At 65.3% G+C, this 16,554-nt stretch carries 17 protein-coding genes; 10 read left to right on the forward strand and 7 right to left on the reverse strand.

The window, feature by feature from the left end:
* Positions 1-4: 4 nt before the first annotated feature.
* Both B8446_RS03405 and B8446_RS03410 read right to left on the reverse strand, forming a co-directional pair.
* A complete protein-coding gene (locus B8446_RS03405) occupies positions 5-1,945 on the reverse strand; it encodes a lytic transglycosylase domain-containing protein (protein ID WP_048847204.1) in 1,941 nt (646 codons plus the stop codon).
* A gap of 7 nt (positions 1,946-1,952) precedes the next feature.
* On the reverse strand, positions 1,953-2,552 hold the full coding sequence (locus B8446_RS03410; protein ID WP_048847409.1) for a YjbE family putative metal transport protein: 600 nt from the start codon (positions 2,550-2,552) through the stop codon (positions 1,953-1,955).
* Positions 2,553-2,704: 152 nt separating this feature from the next.
* Here B8446_RS03410 and purB point away from each other — a divergent pair, with 152 nt between their 5' ends.
* The 9 genes from purB (at position 2,705) to B8446_RS03455 (ending at position 9,798) form a co-directional block, all read left to right on the forward strand.
* Entirely contained in the window at positions 2,705-4,042 is a 1,338-nt protein-coding gene (gene purB / locus B8446_RS03415) for an adenylosuccinate lyase (RefSeq protein ID WP_048847206.1), read from the forward strand.
* A 212-nt stretch (positions 4,043-4,254) separates the two neighbouring features.
* Positions 4,255-5,019, forward strand: coding sequence for a phosphoribosylaminoimidazolesuccinocarboxamide synthase (gene purC, locus B8446_RS03420; RefSeq protein WP_048847208.1), 765 nt, complete (start codon positions 4,255-4,257; stop codon positions 5,017-5,019).
* 109 nt (positions 5,020-5,128) lie between these two features.
* On the forward strand, positions 5,129-5,371 hold the full coding sequence (gene purS / locus B8446_RS03425) for a phosphoribosylformylglycinamidine synthase subunit PurS (protein ID WP_048847209.1): 243 nt from the start codon (positions 5,129-5,131) through the stop codon (positions 5,369-5,371).
* Positions 5,368-5,745, forward strand: a complete 378-nt coding sequence (locus B8446_RS03430; protein WP_048847211.1) for a Rap1a/Tai family immunity protein — start codon at positions 5,368-5,370, stop codon at positions 5,743-5,745. The genes purS and B8446_RS03430 overlap by 4 nt, the downstream gene beginning before the upstream one ends.
* Positions 5,742-6,443, forward strand: a complete 702-nt coding sequence (purQ, locus tag B8446_RS03435) for a phosphoribosylformylglycinamidine synthase subunit PurQ (protein ID WP_048847212.1) — start codon at positions 5,742-5,744, stop codon at positions 6,441-6,443. Before B8446_RS03430 ends, purQ begins: the two co-directional genes overlap by 4 nt.
* Entirely contained in the window at positions 6,440-8,641 is a 2,202-nt protein-coding gene (gene purL / locus B8446_RS03440) for a phosphoribosylformylglycinamidine synthase subunit PurL (protein ID WP_048847215.1), read from the forward strand. The genes purQ and purL overlap by 4 nt, the downstream gene beginning before the upstream one ends.
* A 27-nt stretch (positions 8,642-8,668) precedes the next feature.
* A complete protein-coding gene (locus B8446_RS03445; RefSeq protein WP_048847217.1) occupies positions 8,669-8,899 on the forward strand; it encodes a BolA family protein in 231 nt (76 codons plus the stop codon).
* Between the two features lie 96 nt (positions 8,900-8,995).
* Positions 8,996-9,331, forward strand: a complete 336-nt coding sequence (gene grxD / locus B8446_RS03450; protein ID WP_048847411.1) for a Grx4 family monothiol glutaredoxin — start codon at positions 8,996-8,998, stop codon at positions 9,329-9,331.
* Between the two features lie 152 nt (positions 9,332-9,483).
* Entirely contained in the window at positions 9,484-9,798 is a 315-nt protein-coding gene (locus B8446_RS03455; protein WP_148505825.1) for a hypothetical protein, read from the forward strand.
* On the opposite strand, the gene B8446_RS03460 is transcribed toward B8446_RS03455, so the two are convergent.
* The 3 genes from B8446_RS03460 to B8446_RS03470 are packed head-to-tail and all read right to left on the reverse strand — an operon-like array spanning position 9,789 to position 12,658.
* A complete protein-coding gene (locus B8446_RS03460; RefSeq protein ID WP_084712034.1) occupies positions 9,789-10,184 on the reverse strand; it encodes a YraN family protein in 396 nt (131 codons plus the stop codon). The genes B8446_RS03455 and B8446_RS03460 overlap by 10 nt on opposite strands.
* A gap of 2 nt (positions 10,185-10,186) precedes the next feature.
* Entirely contained in the window at positions 10,187-11,185 is a 999-nt protein-coding gene (gene hemB, locus B8446_RS03465; protein WP_048847219.1) for a porphobilinogen synthase, read from the reverse strand.
* Between the two features lie 27 nt (positions 11,186-11,212).
* On the reverse strand, positions 11,213-12,658 hold the full coding sequence (locus B8446_RS03470) for an amino acid permease (protein ID WP_048847221.1): 1,446 nt from the start codon (positions 12,656-12,658) through the stop codon (positions 11,213-11,215).
* Between the two features lie 182 nt (positions 12,659-12,840).
* Between B8446_RS03470 and glyA the strand changes: the two genes are divergently transcribed.
* Entirely contained in the window at positions 12,841-14,133 is a 1,293-nt protein-coding gene (glyA, locus tag B8446_RS03475; protein ID WP_048847223.1) for a serine hydroxymethyltransferase, read from the forward strand.
* Positions 14,134-14,234: 101 nt separating this feature from the next.
* On the opposite strand, the gene B8446_RS03480 is transcribed toward glyA, so the two are convergent.
* Both B8446_RS03480 and argE read right to left on the reverse strand, forming a co-directional pair.
* The gene (locus B8446_RS03480; protein ID WP_084712035.1) at positions 14,235-15,248 is read right to left on the reverse strand and encodes a M14 family metallopeptidase; all 1,014 of its coding nucleotides are present in this window, start codon (positions 15,246-15,248) and stop codon (positions 14,235-14,237) included.
* Complete coding sequence (gene argE / locus B8446_RS03485) at positions 15,245-16,441, reverse strand: acetylornithine deacetylase (RefSeq protein WP_048847226.1); 1,197 nt, start codon at positions 16,439-16,441, stop codon at positions 15,245-15,247. Before argE ends, B8446_RS03480 begins: the two co-directional genes overlap by 4 nt.
* Positions 16,442-16,554: the final 113 nt, after the last annotated feature.

The raw sequence follows: 16,554 nt of genomic DNA on the forward strand, positions 1-16,554 counted from the left end.
CCGATCACCCCGCCTGTTGTGCGCGCGACGCTTCGACACGATAGATCGCGGCACTTTCCTCGATCCGCTCGATGTAGGAGCGCGTCTCCTCGTATGGCACGCGCTCGATCCAGTCGATGAGCGTGTCTGGGTCGGTTGCGGCATCGGGCAGGATCCACTGATCGGCGCGATGGGGACCTGCATTGTAGGCAGCCAGCATATACGGCACGACCGATCCGTACCGCTGTGCAAGCTGGTTCAGGAATGCCTGACCCAGCGTGATGTTGGTGGCCGGGTTCCGCAGGGACGCAGCCGAGGTATCGAGCCCGGCAAGGCCGGCCCAACGGGCGATGTCTCTGGCCGAAGCCGGACGCAGTTGCAGGAGGCCAACCGCGCCGGCCGGACTCGTGATCGTCGGATTGAAGCTGCTTTCCTGGCGGATGACGGCCTGGGTCAGGCCGGGCGGCAATGCGGTCGCGGGCACAGGCAGATCGTCCGGCCAGCCGGCGGGATAGAGCGCGGTTCCACGCCGGCCGGCCGCGCGCGCGGCATAGATCGCCGGTTCCGCCAGCCCCAGCCGATGCGACAGGTCCGCAAGCGCTGCAAGTTCGCTCGCCGTGTGAGCTTCCGCCTGCGCCATCATCAGGAAGTCGCGGGCATGGTTCTGATCGCCGTCCGACGACAGCATCTGCGCGGCCATCGCCAGATCACGGCGCGGCAACCGATCGACTGGCAATGCTGCGATCTGCGGCAGGCGTGCCAAGGCTGGCGCCAGCAGGGCCGCGGGCGTGTCGAGCGTGGGTGTGGTTCCCGGGCCGAGGTGTTCGAGCGCGAGCTGGCCGTAGAACGTGGTCGGCATGGCGGCGGCAGAGAGATAGGCGCTGCGCGCGCCGGCCTGATCACCCGAGGCTGCCTTTGCGCGGGCCAGCCAGTACCAGCCGCGCGAACGCGTCAGGAGCGCCGGGCAGGACGTCAGCGGACGAAACGCGGCCTGCGCGCGGACGGGGTCGTGGCCGGTGCGCAGCGCGAGCCAGCCGGTCAGGAAGTCGGCCTCGAGCCTGTCCGTGTCCTGCGATGGCAGCGTCTCGTCGTCGGCCAGCAGCACGGCATCGGTGCTCCGGCCCGCCAGCATGAGGGCCCGGGCGAAGGCTGCACGCTCTTCCGTCCAGTCGTGACCCGGATGGGCCTTCTGAAGTGCGAGGCCCTGGCTCTGCCACAGCGTCAGACCGCCATCGAAATCGCCCGCCCGCCGCAGGGCATGAAGTCTGTAGAGGACGAGTTGCGGGTCGGACTGCTCGTCGGATGACAGCAGGCCGAGCAGGCGATCCGCATCATCGGACCGCGCTCGATAGGCCAGAAGGGCGCGCGCCAGTGGCTGGCGGGTCGGTGTCAGGCGATCAATCTGCCGGCCTGCGGCGCTGATCGAGAATGCCGAGAGCTGGCGCTGGAAACGGCGCCACTGATCGGTGGCCGTAAGATACTGGCCGAAGACCGGCAGGAAGGCGGCTTCGTCAGCGGGCCGGTCCACGGCATCGATCCAGGCCGTCCGGGCTCGCGCGCCCACGGCCTGCGCGCCGGTGACGCGGGCACAGGCCAGCAGGGCCGGCGCATAGGTCAGCGTCGCAGTCGGGCACAGGGAGGCGAGCCCCGTGTCGTCGGTGCGTTCGGCGAGTGCATGTGCGAAACGCGCCTGCATCAGTCCGCGATCCGGCCAGCGAGGCGTCTGGGCGAGAAACGATGCGTAGTCGGCGGCCGGAATCGTGCGGTCGTCGCTGACCAGCCGGAGCCAATCGGCAAGACGTGCGCGGATGGCATCAGGACTGGCCGCAACCGGCGTGCCTGGAGTTTCCACTGCGGGAGGAATGGCACCGCCGTCGTCCTGCTGGGGGGCTGCACCGCTGCAGCCCGGCAGCAGAAGAGGAGCAAGAACGGCGATCAGCGGGCGGACCGCTGCGCGCGGCGTCATCCTGGTTCTAGTGGCCCACATGCTGCCAGACCTCGTGAGATCCCTTGACGATAAGCTCGATCGCGACGGCTGCGACGACCAGCAATCCGACCCAGGCGATCCACCGATAGCGCTCGAGCAGGCGCGCCACCAGACTGGCTGCGACCGCCATCAGCACGACGGATAGCACGAGGCCGCCGACGAGAATGTAGGGATGGGACATCGCGGCGCCTGCGACGGCAAGCACGTTATCGAGGCTCATCGACAGGTCGGCCGCGATGATGCGCAGGATTGCGGCCCGCAGGCCGCCCTGAACAGGCTTGCCGTCCGCATCGTGCGCGCCGGCACGAAGTTCGCGCATCATCCGCCAGCAGACCCAGGCCAGCAGAAGGCCGCCCGCGAGTGTCAGTCCGACGATGGCCAGAAGCCGGACCGCGACCAAGGCCAGCAGCAGCCGGATGACCGCACTGCCGAGGACGCCCACCATCAATGCGACACGACGTTCTTTCGGGCCGAGCGTGCGGATCGCCAGACCGATCATCACCGCGTTGTCGCCCGCCAGGGTCACGTCGATCAGAACGACCTGCAGGAGAACGCCTAGACCCGCGATCAACTCATGTGAGGGCACAAAATTCTCCCGATGGAACAAGATGCCCGCACCATGGACGAAACGGCGTATCTTACAAGCACGGGCCACAGAGATGTTGCGCAGGCGCGCCATCCGCGCGACATGGGCCGAAACATCAACCGTCCCAGCTCAGACGAGGAAACGAACGCCCCATGGTCCCGCGCTACAGCCGTCCCGAGATGACTGCCATCTGGTCGCCCGCGAACCGTTACCGGATCTGGTTCGAGATCGAGGCTCTGGCCTGCGAGGCGATGGCGGAATACGGCGCGATTCCGAAGGATGCGGCCATCACCATCCGCGAACGTGGCGATGCGGCGATGGCGGCATTCTCCGATACGGATCTGGCGCGCATCGACGAGATCGAGGCCGAGACGCGCCATGACGTCATTGCGTTCCTGACCTGGCTTGCGGAGAAGGTCGGACCGGACAGCCGCTTCGTGCATCTCGGCATGACGTCGTCCGATGTGCTGGACACGTGTCTTTCGGTCCAGCTGACGCAAGCCTGCGACCTGCTGCTGAAGGACGTGGACGCCGTGATGGCGGCGCTGAAGCGTCGCGCGTTCGAGCACAAGCATACCGTGACCATCGGGCGCAGCCACGCGATCCATGCCGAGCCGACCAGCTTCGGCCTGAAGCTTGCGGGGCATTATGCCGAGTTCAAGCGCAATCGGGCGCGTCTGCTGACCGCGCGGCGCGAGATTGCCGTCTGTGCGATTTCAGGAGCGGTCGGCACGTACGCCCACATCGATCCGCGTATCGAGGAATATGTGGCGGACAAGCTCGGGCTGTATGCCGAGGACGTTTCGACGCAGGTTATCCCGCGCGATCGTCATGCCGCATTCTTCTGCACGCTGGGCGTGATCGCATCGGGCATCGAGCGTCTGGCGGTCGAGGTGCGTCATCTGCAGCGCTCCGAGCTGCGGGAGGCGGAAGAATTCTTCCATCCCGGGCAGAAGGGCAGCTCGGCCATGCCCCACAAGCGCAACCCCGTGCTGTCGGAAAACCTGACGGGTCTTGCGCGTCTTGTGCGGGCCCACGTCATTCCGGCGCTGGAGAACGTGGCGCTGTGGCACGAGCGCGACATCAGCCACTCATCGGTCGAACGCAACATCTGTCCCGATGCGACAATCGGCCTGGACTTTGCCCTCGCACGGTTGGCGTCGATGATGGAGAAGCTCGTGATCTATCCCGAGCGCATGGCGGAGATCGTTGAAAGCCTGGGCGGCGTCGTCCATTCGGGCGAGGTGCTTCTGGAACTCGCGCGCGCAGGGATTTCCCGCGAGGATTCGTACAAGATCGTCCAGCGCAATGCGATGGCGACATGGACGAAGCTGGGTCAGCCGGACGGCCGGACCTTCCGCGACAACATCGCATCCGACCCCGAGGTCTCGGCGAAGCTGACGCCGGAAGCGCTCGATGCGGCCCTCGACAGCAGCCGCCATCTCGGCGCGGTCGAACGGATCTTCGCGCGCGTATTCGCCGACGCCTGACAGCCCGCCTGTCTGCGGCAGGGTGACCGGATCGTCGGGCACCGGCCGCGTTCGCCGACGTCGCATCGTCCCGTGACATCATTCGCCGTGGAAGCCCTCGCGGGCTGCGGCGCAGGGTGCTATGGGTGCGCCTCGATATGCCTGAACACGATCCGGACGACGCGGCTCCTGATGCCGGTTCCGGATCCTCGAAGACAATTCTAAGGAATGGTATGGCCCGCCGTCGTCAGCTCTATGAGGGAAAAGCCAAAATTCTGTTCGAGGGGCCGGAACCCGGCACGCTCGTGCAGTATTTCAAGGATGATGCCTCGGCCGGAAACGGTGCGAAAAAAGGGGTCATTACCGGCAAGGGCGTCCTGAACAATCGCATCTCCGAATATCTGATGCTCCGCCTGCATGACATGGGTATTCCGACGCATTTCGTGCGCCGCCTGAACATGCGCGAGCAGCTGATCCGGGAAGTCGAGATCATTCCGCTCGAAGTCGTGGTCCGCAACATTGCCGCGGGCTCGCTGGCCAAGCGGCTGGGCATTCCCGAAGGAACGCGGCTGCCGCGCTCGATTCTCGAGTATTATTACAAGAACGACAGCCTGAACGACCCGATGGTCTCCGAGGAGCACATCACGGCGTTCGGATGGGCGAATTCGCATGATCTCGACGACATGACGTCGCTGGCGCTCCGTGCCAACGACTTCCTGTCGGGCGTGTTCCTGGGCGTCGGCATCCAGCTGGTCGACTTCAAGCTGGAATTCGGTCGGCTATGGGAAGGCGAGGAGATGCGCATCGTGGTGGCCGACGAGATCTCGCCGGACAATTGCCGCCTGTGGGATGCCAAGACGAGCGAGAAGCTCGACAAGGACCGTTTCCGCCGCGACCTCGGCCGGGTCGAGGAAGCCTATCAGGAAGTGGCGCGGCGCCTTGGCATCCTTCCGGAAGCCGCCAACGGCGACATGAAGGGCCCCGAGGTCATGCAGTGACAGCTCCGGCGCCGGGTCGTGTCATGACCTGCCGGAGAGAGAAGCGGGTCGGGACCGGCCGGAAGCCGGATCAGGCCCCGATCGAACAGACAAGACAGGAAGTCATGCAATGAAAGTGCGCGTCACCGTCATGTTGAAGGAAGGCGTGCTCGACCCCCAGGGCAAGGCGATCGGCCACGCGTTGGGAACGTTGGGCTTTGCCGAACTCGGCGAGGTTCGCTGTGGCAAGGTGATCGACCTTGACGTGCCGGCGAACGATGCCGGCGCGGCTGTCACGCAGGGCGAGGCCATGGCACGCGCGCTGCTGGCCAATGACGTGATCGAGGACTTCTCGGTGGAGGCGCTGTCATGAAGCGGGCAATTCTGGCGGCAACCCTGCTGGCGGCAGCAGGACTTGGCGGGACGGCACACGCCCAGCGTGTCTCGCCGCTGAAAGCGGGCCGTTTCATGCAGATGTGCTCGACCCCGGCCCTGGTCGGTGCGTGCGACGCCTACATCACGGGCATGACGGACGCCGTGGCCCTCGGCAAGGTCGATGCCAGCCACGAAGGCGACAAGTCGGCCAAGGCTGGCTTCTGTGTCCCGGACAGTCAGACTGGCCCCCAGATGCGCGGACTGGTCACGGCTTGGCTGCGTGCGCATGCGGACGTGCTCGGCAAGCCGGTCGGCGAGGGTGTCTTTGCCGCGCTGCATGATTCGTATCCCTGCCATGGGTCCGCGCCGTGAAGGCGGGGATCGTCGTCTTTCCCGGGACCAACCGGGAACGCGACATGGCACAGGCCTTGCGCCTGACGTCCGGTGTCGCGCCGCAGATGATCTGGCATCGCGAGACGAGCCTGCCGTCGCTGGATCTGGTCGTCCTGCCGGGCGGGTTTTCTCATGGAGACTATCTCCGTTCGGGCGCCATGGCCGCTCATTCGCCGATCATGGCCGAGGTCCGGCGCTTTGCGGAGCGCGGCGGCTATGTGCTGGGCGTCTGCAACGGATTCCAGATCCTGACGGAAGCGCATCTGCTGCCGGGCGCGCTGCTGCGTAATGCGGGGATGCGGTTCCTGTCCCAGGACTGTCATCTCAAGGTGGAGCGTGACGGTCTGGCCTTCACGCGGAGATGGACAAGCGGCGCGGTCTTTCGTGCGCCCATGGCACATGGCGACGGCAACTATACGGCATCGGAAGACACGCTCGACCGGCTGGAAGGGGAAGGGCGCGTTGTATTCCGTTACGCCACGGCCGACGGTGCGGTGCTGCCGCAGGACCGGACGTGCAACCCCAACGGAAGCGCGCGCGCGATCGCCGGGATTGCGAGCGAGAACGGGCGCGTGTGCGGCCTGATGCCGCATCCTGAAAACCTGGTCGATCCCGCGATCGGCGGGACGGATGGCGCACCGCTTTTCACAGGACTGATCGAGGCGCTGGCCGCATGAGCAACGTTGTCATCGACGCGGATCTGGCCGCGCGCTACGGCCTGACGGGCGACGAATATCAGACCCTGCTGGGCATCATGGGCCGGGTGCCGACGCTGACGGAGCTCGGCATCTTCTCGGTCATGTGGTCGGAACACTGCTCCTACAAATCCTCGCGCGTGCATCTGCGCACCCTGCCCACGACGGCTCCCTGGATCATTCATGGACCGGGCGAGAATGCGGGCGTGGTCGATATCGGCGACGGAATGGCTGCCATCTTCAAGATGGAGAGCCACAACCACCCGTCGTTCATCGAGCCTTATCAAGGGGCTGCAACTGGTGTCGGCGGCATCCTTCGCGATGTCTTCACCATGGGTGCGCGCCCGATCGCGAACCTGAACGCGCTACGGTTCGGCGATCCCAGACATGCGGGCACGCGCCGGATCGTCGATGGCGTGGTGCGCGGGATCGGCGGCTACGGCAACTGCGTGGGCGTTCCCACTGTCGGTGGCGAGGTCAACTTCCATCCGGCCTATGACGGCAATCCGCTCGTCAATGCCATGACGGTCGGGATCGCGCGCCAGGACCGTATCTTCCTCTCGGCGGCTGCAGGGATCGGCAACCCGGTCGTCTACGTCGGTTCCAAGACCGGCCGTGACGGTATTCATGGCGCGACCATGTCGTCGGCGGGCTTCGACGAGAACGCGCAGGCCAAGCGCCCGACCGTGCAGGTCGGCGATCCGTTCACCGAGAAACTGCTGATCGAAGCCTGTCTCGAGCTGATGGCGACGGATGCGATCGTCGCGATCCAGGACATGGGTGCGGCCGGTCTGACGTCGTCCGCCGTCGAGATGGCGGGCAAGGGCGGTGTCGGCATCGAGCTCGATCTCGATGCCGTGCCGCAGCGCGAGACGGGGATGACGGCCTATGAGATGATGCTGTCGGAGAGCCAGGAGCGGATGCTCATGGTGCTCAAGCCGGAGCATACCGAGGCCGCACGCGCGATCTTCGAGAAGTGGGAACTGGATTTCGCGGTGGTCGGCGTCCTGACCGACACGGCGCGGATCACGGTGAAGCATCAGGGCAGGGTCGAGGCGGATATCCCGCTCGCACCGCTGGCGGACGCGGCCCCGGTCTATCATCGTCCGATGGCGCTGCTTCATCCGCCTGCTCATCTGGGCTCGGTGGCGGATCCGGAGGGCATCGAGCATGCGCTGCTTCACCTGCTGGCGTGTCCGGACCTCGCGTCGCGCGCGTGGATCTGGAACCAGTACGACAGCACGCTCGGCGGCCAGACCGTTCGTCGCCCCGGCACGGCGGATGCGGCGATCGTCCGCGTCGAAGGAACGAACCGCGCCCTGGCACTGACGACGGACTGCACGCCACGCTTCTGCAAGGCCGATCCGAAGGTCGGCGGCGCGCAGGCGGTGGCGGAGGCCTGGCGCAACATCACGGCAACGGGCGCGCTGCCGCTTGCCGTGACCGACAATCTCAACTTCGGCAATCCGGAACACCCCGAGGTGATGGCGCAGTTTGCCGCCGCGATTGCCGGAATGGGAGACGCGTGCCGTGTGCTCGATTTCCCGGTCGTGAGCGGCAACGTGTCGCTCTATAATCAGACGAAGCATGCGAGCGGCATGGCAGTCGATATCCTCCCGACACCGGCCATTGGCGGCTTGGGCGTGATCGATGACGTCTCGAAGGCGATCGGCTATGCGATGCCGGAATCCTGCGATCTGATCCTGATCGGAACACAGCGGGGCGATCTCGGGCAGTCGCTCTGGCTACGAGAGATCGCGCATCGTGAAGACGGGGCGCCACCGGTGCTCGATCTCCATGCCGAGCGGCGCAACGGTGATTTCGTGCGGGCGCAGATCCTTTCGGGTCATATTATTGCCTGCCATGACGTGTCGGACGGCGGGCTTCTGATCGCCGTGGCCGAGATGGCGATGGCCGGCGGTATCGGTGCGACGCTTCTGCCGCCGGCGCATGGTCTGAGCCTGCACGCTTTCTATTATGCGGAGGATCAGGCCTGCTATGTGGCGGCGACGACCGACGGCGCGGCATTGATCGCGGCGGCTGAAAAGGCGCATGTGCCGGTCCGACGCCTGGGGCGCTCGGGTGGTGACGCGTTGAAGCTGTCGGACGGAATGTCGGTTGCGATCGAGCGTTTGCGGTCGGTGAACGAGGCGACGCTGCCTGCGATGATGGACCGCTGAGCGAGCGGTCCAAGGGAGTATGTTTTCATGCCGATGACGGCACAGCAGATCGAGACCATTATCCGGACCGCATTGCCGGACGCCCGGATCGAGATCGAGGATCTTGCCGGAGACGGCGACCATTATGCCTGTACGGTAACGTCGCAGGCCTTTGCCGGCCTGTCGCGCGTTCGCCAGCACAAGATGGTCTATGATGCGTTCGGCGGGGCCATGGGTACCGAGCTGCACGCACTCGCACTACAGACCAAGACACCGTAAGCGGGGCGGACCCTGTTTTGCTTGTCGGGCTTGCGCACGTCGCGTGCGGCCCACTAGCATCGTATGATCCGACGTTCCCATCTGGAGGACATGTCCATGAGTGATGCCATCTTCACGAAGATTCAGGCGCAGATCGACGCCAATCCCGTCATGCTGTTCATGAAGGGCGATCGCATGTTCCCGCAATGCGGTTTCTCGCAGCGCGTCGTGCAGATCCTCGATCATCTTCACGTCCCGTATCAGACCGCGAACGTGCTCGAAAGCGCGGAACTGCGACAGGGAATTAAGGATTTCTCGCAGTGGCCGACGGTCCCGCAGCTTTACGTCAAGGGCGAATTCATCGGCGGGTGCGATATCGTGACCGCTATGTTCCAGAGCGGCGAACTCGAGGCGCTGTTCTCTGAGAAGGGCATCGCCGCGACTGCGGCATGATGCTTTCGGCCGGCCATGCGTGATGCATCTGCATCACGCATGGATTTTATTTTGCCTGAACCTGCCGTAACACCTTGTTTCCGGCCAGTTTATCTGCCTAGGCTGCTCTCAGGTTATCGCGCGTAGCGGCATGAAATCAGGGGTGGTTGCGGATGCGTCTTGGTCTGACGGGCGGGGTTCTCGGTGCAATGATCGGGGCTGCGGCCCTTACAGCGCCTGCGGCTCATGCCCAGCGCGTCATTTCCGACTATGAAGCCAGCAAGCTGACGCTTGATGCGCTGACATCGGTGCCGGTGGTTCACCACGTGACCTATCATCGGGTGACACGCGTTGCGTCACGGCACGGCGTTTCGAGCCATGAGGCTGTGATCAGCCGCCATGCGCTGATCCATCAGGTAGCCTATCATCCCCACGCTGCGGTTCGGACGGTGGCCGTTCATCGGGCAAGCCATCGTCATCACACCTGATCGGCGCGCAGGACATCCTTCACCCGGCGCATGTCGCCGGACCGGTCAACGACAATAAGATCGAAACGGATGGCGCTTCGGGCCCATGTCGTTTCGGTCTGCAGCAGAAAATCGGCAGCCCGGTATAGCCGTCGTGCCTGACGCGGCGTGAGCGCTACCGCGGCATCGGCCAGTGTCGGACGATGTTTGACTTCAACGAAGCACAACAGGTCTTCGTTGGAGGCGATGATGTCGATCTCGCCAAACGGCGTTCTGCGGCGACACGCCAGAATCTCGAACCCGTCTCGTTCAAGCGCTGCCGAGACGAGGCGTTCCGCATGGATGCCACTGCCGAACGAGACGGCCCCCCGCGCAACGCGCGCCGCACGGGCAGGGGGCGCACTCATAATCAGCCGTTACGCAGAAGGCGTGCGGCTTCCGGAGCGAAGTAGGTCAGAACGCCACTCGCTCCTGCACGCTTGAATGCCAGCAGGCTTTCAAGAATGGTGCGGTCCCGATCAAGCCAGCCGTTATTGATCGCCCCCATCAGCATCGCGTACTCGCCGGACACCTGGTACGCGAAAGTCGGGACCGCGAACCGTTCATGCACGCGACGGACGATGTCCAGATAAGGCATGCCGGGCTTGACCATCACCATGTCCGCGCCCTCGGCAAGATCGAGGGCCGTTTCGCGAAGGGCCTCGTCGGTATTGGCGGGGTCCATCTGGTAGGTCTTCTTGTCGCCGGTCAGACGGGCGCCCGATCCGAGCGCATCGCGGAACGGGCCGTAGAATGCGCTCGCATATTTGGCGGCATAGGACATGATCCGTGTATCGACCAGTCCAGCCTCATCCAGAGCCGCGCGGATGGCGCCGATCCGGCCGTCCATCATGTCCGATGGTGCGATCACGTCTATTCCGGCCGCGGCCTGATTGACTGCCTGCCGCTTCAGGACTTCCACGGATGCGTCGTTGACGACGTAGTCGTTCTCGATCAGGCCGTCATGACCGTGATCCGTATAGGGATCGAGTGCTACGTCGCCGATGAGCCCGATCTGCGGATAGGCCTGTTTGAGGAGGCGTGCCGCGCGGCACATCAGGTTGTCTGGATTGAGCGCCTCGGTGCCGCCTGCGTCGCGGATGTCGGTCGGCGTGACGGGGAACAGGGCGAGAGCCGGGATGCCGAGATCCGCCGCTTCGGCGACGTGCGCTTCGAGACGGTCCAGGCTGACGCGGTTCACACCGGGCATGGACGCGATGGGCTCCACGCGACCTTCGCCTTCGGTCACGAAAATCGGCCAGATCAGGTCGTCGATGCTGAGCCGGTGCTCGGCCACGAGCCGGCGCGTGAAGATATCGCGCCGGTTCCGGCGCAGGCGGGTCTGGGGATAGGAGCCGATGGGTGTCATGGCGAGCAGTATGCGCTCGCCGCGCGCTCAGGCAAGGCGGCTGTTGCGCATGCCATACCCGAAGTAAATGGCCAGCCCGACGATCAGCCACACGATCAGCCGCGCCCAGGTCAGGCCGTCCAGCGACACCATGAGCGCCGAGCACACGACGATGCCGCAGACCGGAATGATGGCGCCACCAGGCACTTTGAAGCGCCGCTCCATCTCCGGAGCGCGACGACGCAGCACCAAGACCCCGATGCACACGAGCACGAATGCGAACAGCGTGCCGATCGACGTCATGTTCCCGAGCTCGGCAATCGGCAGGAATGCCGAGAGCAGGGACGTGATGATGCCGAAGAACACATGGGTCACGGCAGGGGCCTTTGTCCGCGCATTGAGCCGTGCGAACAGGGCAGGCAGGAGACCGTCGCGCGCCATGGCGAAGAACACGCGCGCCTGTCCGAGCAGAAGCACGAGCAGGACCGATGTGAAGCCGCAGATCACGCCGAGCTTCACGAGCGGCTTGAGCCAGTTGAACGGCGTGCGGTCGATCGCCGTCGCGACGGGGCTCGCGTCGCCCAGCATGTCATGGAAGTTCACGACGCCCGTCAGCACGAGCGCGAACGCGACATAGGCGACCGCGCAGATGATGAGGCTGCCCAGGATTCCGACAGGCATGTCGCGGGCGGGGTTGCGCGTCTCGCCGGCCATGGCGGAGACGACGTCAAAGCCGATATAGGCGAAGAACACCATGCCTGCGGCCCGCATGACGCCCGAGGGGCCGAAATGGCCGAACGTGCCGTCATTGGGCGGGATGAAGGGGTGGTAATTCGCCGTATGGATATAGGGTGATGCGAACGCGATCACCGCGGCAATGACCGCGAGCTTGATCACGACGATCACGGCATTCACCCGGGCGGATTCGCTGATCCCGCGGACGAGCAGGGCAGTCACGATCCAGATGATGGCGGCGGCCGGCAGGTTCACGAGCCCATGGGCCTTGGTGCCGTCGGCCAGCGTGACGATTTCGAATGGAGAGGCGACGATCCGCGGGTCTATGGCGATCCCCCAGCCGCGCGCGAGGGATGCGGCATAGCTTGACCAGCTGACGGCAACGGTCGCGGCCCCCACGGTATATTCGAGCACGAGATCCCAGCCGATGATCCAGGCGAGCAGTTCACCGAACGCGATATAGGCATAGGTGTAGGCCGAGCCGGAGATCGGAATGGCGCCTGCGAGTTCGCTGTAGCAGAGGCCGGCAAACCCGCAGGCGACGGCTGCAATGACATAGGACAGCGAGACGGCAGGCCCTGCGCTCTGCGACGCTGCGATCCCGGTCAGCGAGAACAGGCCCGCGCCGATCGTGCAGCCGATCCCGAGTGCCACGAGATGCCAGGGCCCGAGAACGCGGGCGAGGCGGGCCCCGCCATGGCCATCCGCGCCAGCCGACAAGTCGCGGCGGCGGAACAGCGCGGTCCTGAATGCGGCCATGGGACGATCTCTCCGAAACGATGTTGCGCGCGGACGATGCTTTGCGGGCGCGCACGACTTATTGTAAGGGCTCGGCACGAATACCGGGAAACAACCGCGCCGGAAACGGATCGAGCACGCAGACGTGCACGAGCCGGATATGACGGCCGCGGCATGCCAGTGGAATGTGGGAGTAGAATACGATGTCGGAACAGACAAGCCGAGCCGGGACCGAGGCCTTCTTCCATGCTCCGCTCGCGAAGGTCGATCCCGAGATTGCCGCGATCATTCATGACGAACTGGTGCGCCAGCAGGACGGCATCGAGCTGATTGCGTCCGAGAACATCGTCTCGCGCGCAGTGCTCGAGGCCCAGGGCTCGGTGCTGACGAACAAGTATGCCGAGGGCCTGCCGGGCAAGCGTTATTATGGTGGCTGCGTCGAGGTCGACCGGGCGGAGACGCTCGCGATCGAGCGGGTGAAGCGACTGTTCGGGGCGGAATTCGCCAACGTTCAGCCGCATTCCGGCGCGAACGCCAACCAGGCGGCTTTCATGGCGATGGCCAAGCCCGGCGACACCATTCTCGGCATGAGCCTGGCTGCCGGCGGTCATCTGACGCATGGCGCGGCACCCAACTACTCCGGCAAGTGGTTCAATGCCGTGCAGTATGGCGTACGTGCGCAGGACGGGCTGCTCGACTACGACCAGATGGAAGAACTAGCCCGCGCCAACCAGCCGAAGATCATCGTGGCGGGTGGATCGGCCTATCCCCGCGAGATCGACTTCGCGCGGTTCCGCCGGATTGCCGACGAGGTCGGCGCGTTCCTGATGGTCGACATGGCGCATTTCGCCGGTCTGGTCGCAGCCGGGCTCTATCCGAGCCCTATCCCGCATGCGCATATCGTGACGTCCACGACCCACAAGACGCTGCGCGGGCCGCGTGGCGGCGTCATCCTGACGAACGATCCGGATCTGGCGAAGAAGATCAATTCCGCCGTGTTCCCGGGGCTGCAGGGTGGCCCGCTCATGCACGTGATCGCAGCCAAGGCCGTGGCATTCGGCGAAGCGCTGGCGCCGGAGTTCAAGGACTATCAGCGTGCCGTGCGCGACAATGCGCGTGCCCTTGCCGACGAGCTGGGCAAGCGCGGTTTCGACATCGTGACGGGCGGCACCGATTCGCATCTGCTTCTGGTCGATCTTCGTCCCAAGAAGGTTACCGGCAAGTTCGCGGAGGCTGCTCTCGAGCGCGCCGGAATTACGGCGAACAAGAACGCGATCCCGTTCGATCCGGAGAAGCCCGCGGTAACGTCGGGCATTCGTCTGGGCAGCCCGGCGGGAACGGCGCGCGGCTTCGGCGAAGCCGAATTCCGTGCCATCGGTGGCATGATCGACGAAGTGCTGAGCGCCACTCTCGACGGCGGCGACAGCGCGCCGGCCGAAGCGCAGGTGCGTGAGCAGGTCCTCGCCCTCTGCCGCGCCTTCCCGATCTACAACTGAAAAAAGCCGGGCTGCGTGCCCTGCTGCCTCCCGCCCAACAAGGGGCAGGGGGGCGCGGCCAGCGGCTCCGGGCGAGAGACCGCTCGGCCCGGGCGTTGCCGTCAGATCAGCTTGGCCAGACGCACGGCCATATGCCCGCGCGCCGGGCGATGGTTCGGCATGATCAGCAAACAATCGTCGTATGGGGTACAGATATCGTCCGGGCCATCCTGGGCGATGATCGTGCCGCCATGTCTGATGAATGCGCCGCCGCGGTAGGATTCGGTAAAGGCAAAATTCGCGCTCTGGGCCACGACATTGTCGGTGACGATGGCGCGTCGCAGCATGACGCGTCGCGCAGGCCTCTGGCCCCAGGCGAACTCCAGCGCCTTCATGGTGACGGCTTCGGCCGTATCCGCAGTCCGTCTCTGCCAATGGCCACCGGCTTCGAGCAGGCATGCGCAACCGCCGCCATGCGTCGTGAAGCGCGGATGTTCGATCAGGCGATTGCCGCCGCGATGACCAAGGTCGGTCACGATCAGGTCCGGCCCGTCCGGATCCGCCAGAGCCGCCGCGAATGTCAGCGAGCTTTCCGTGTTCGGCGCAAGCAGAAGCGGCTCGGAGTCCCAGAGCATGGAGTGCAGATCGAGCAGGATATCCGCACGCTCGATCAGCGGCGCGAGTTCCCGGGCGCGGTCGAGTTCGCAGGACTGGGCGTTCGAGTGCAGCCGCTCCGCCGACCAGACACGGTTGAGATCTTCATCGACGAAGCGCGAGGCGACGGGGTTTTCCGGATCGAAGCGCGCAAAGGCTGCGAGATTGGCGAAAATGACGCTGAGCGTCCCGACCGGCGGGGTCAGGCCGCTGCGAAGCAGGCGATCCAGCGCCGTGGCACCGGCATATTCATTGCCATGGACCAGCGAGACTATGACCACCGTTGGACCGGCATGACCGGAGCGCTGCGTGATGACGCCGGGTATGCCGTCGTTACCCGTCAGCCAGCGCGAGAGATCCGGCGGAGGAAGCGACTGCTCGAACGCGGGCAGGGGCGATTGCGGCGTATAGAGGCTGGTGGCGAGGGCCGTGCGGCGAACGCGGACGCGATGATGGTCCCGTGGCACGGCAACGCAGGTCACGCGGGGAGTCCTCCCGCGCAGCAGGCGCGTGTGGCGACGGTTCTCAGGAACGCGTCGCAGGCATCGAGCTGGGAACGTGCGATCCACTCGTCGGGTTTGTGCGCCTGGGCGATGTCTCCCGGGCCGCAGACGATCGTCGGGACGCCGGCACGCTGGTAGATTCCAGCCTCCGTGCCATAGGAGACGTGGCCGGTCCGGTTGGCACCCGTGACCTGCCGGATCAGGTCGGTCAGCGCGTATGTCTCGGGCAGTGCAAGCGGCGGCAGGTCGCACATCACCTCATGGTCGATGCCGCATTCGGGATGAGCGTGCCTCATGGCTGCGTCCACGGGAGCCAGTTCTTCCAGCAGCGCGGTCAGTTCCGCGTGCGCGTCGTCGCCGGGCACGGTGCGCCATTCGATCTCCAGTGTCGCACGTTCGGGGACGATGTTGAGAACCTGACCACCCGAGGCCAGTCCGGCCTGCGTCGTCGTGTAGGGCGGCTTGAACCCCTCCGCGCGGCGTCCGGCTGTCGCAAAGCGCGCGGCGGAATTCTCGATCGCCACGATCGCACGGCCCATGGCGTGGATCGCATTTACGCCGCCGTCCGGTGTGGAGGAATGCGCCGAGCGGCCCCGGAACGTCAGGCGCGCTGCCAGACGTCCTTTATGGGCGATCACCGGCTGAAGCATCGTCGGCTCGCCCACGATGCAGACTGACGGAAGCCGGTCTCGCGCCTGCACATCCGTCATGAGGTGCCGTGCGCCGTCGCACGTCACTTCCTCATCGAACGTGAAGAACAGATGGATCGGCGCCTGAGTCGCAATTGTCTGGAAGTCAGGCACGGCAGCCAGCATGGCCGCGACGAAGCCCTTCATGTCCGCGCTGCCGCGCCCGTAAAGCCGGCCGGACTCCTCACGCAACGTGAACGGATCGGACGTCCAGTCCTGACCTGCGACGGTCACGCAGTCGACATGCCCGGAAAATGCGATGCCGCCGGCGCGATCGGGGCCGATGATGGCATGGAGGTTCCATTTGCCGTCCTCGGGACCATGGCTGCGCGAGCATCGCACGCCGGACGTTGCCAGATGGTCCTCGATCCAGTCGATGATCGAGGCCGTCGGCCGATCGCTCGTAGTGTCGAAGGCGACCAGCGCGCGCAGGATCTCGGGCGTGGTGCGGGGCGTTCGGTCCGGATCGACATCAGCGCTCATGATGGGATGACTTTATACCCCTGCGCCCGCCGGGCAATGCTTGGCGACGACGGATGTCTTGCCGCCGGGGCATGATCGTCTTACCGAGGTCAGCTTCCCGAAACTGCTCCGGA

It is taken from the genome of Tanticharoenia sakaeratensis NBRC 103193 (genome assembly GCF_000963885.1).
GTDB lineage: Bacteria > Pseudomonadota > Alphaproteobacteria > Acetobacterales > Acetobacteraceae > Tanticharoenia > Tanticharoenia sakaeratensis.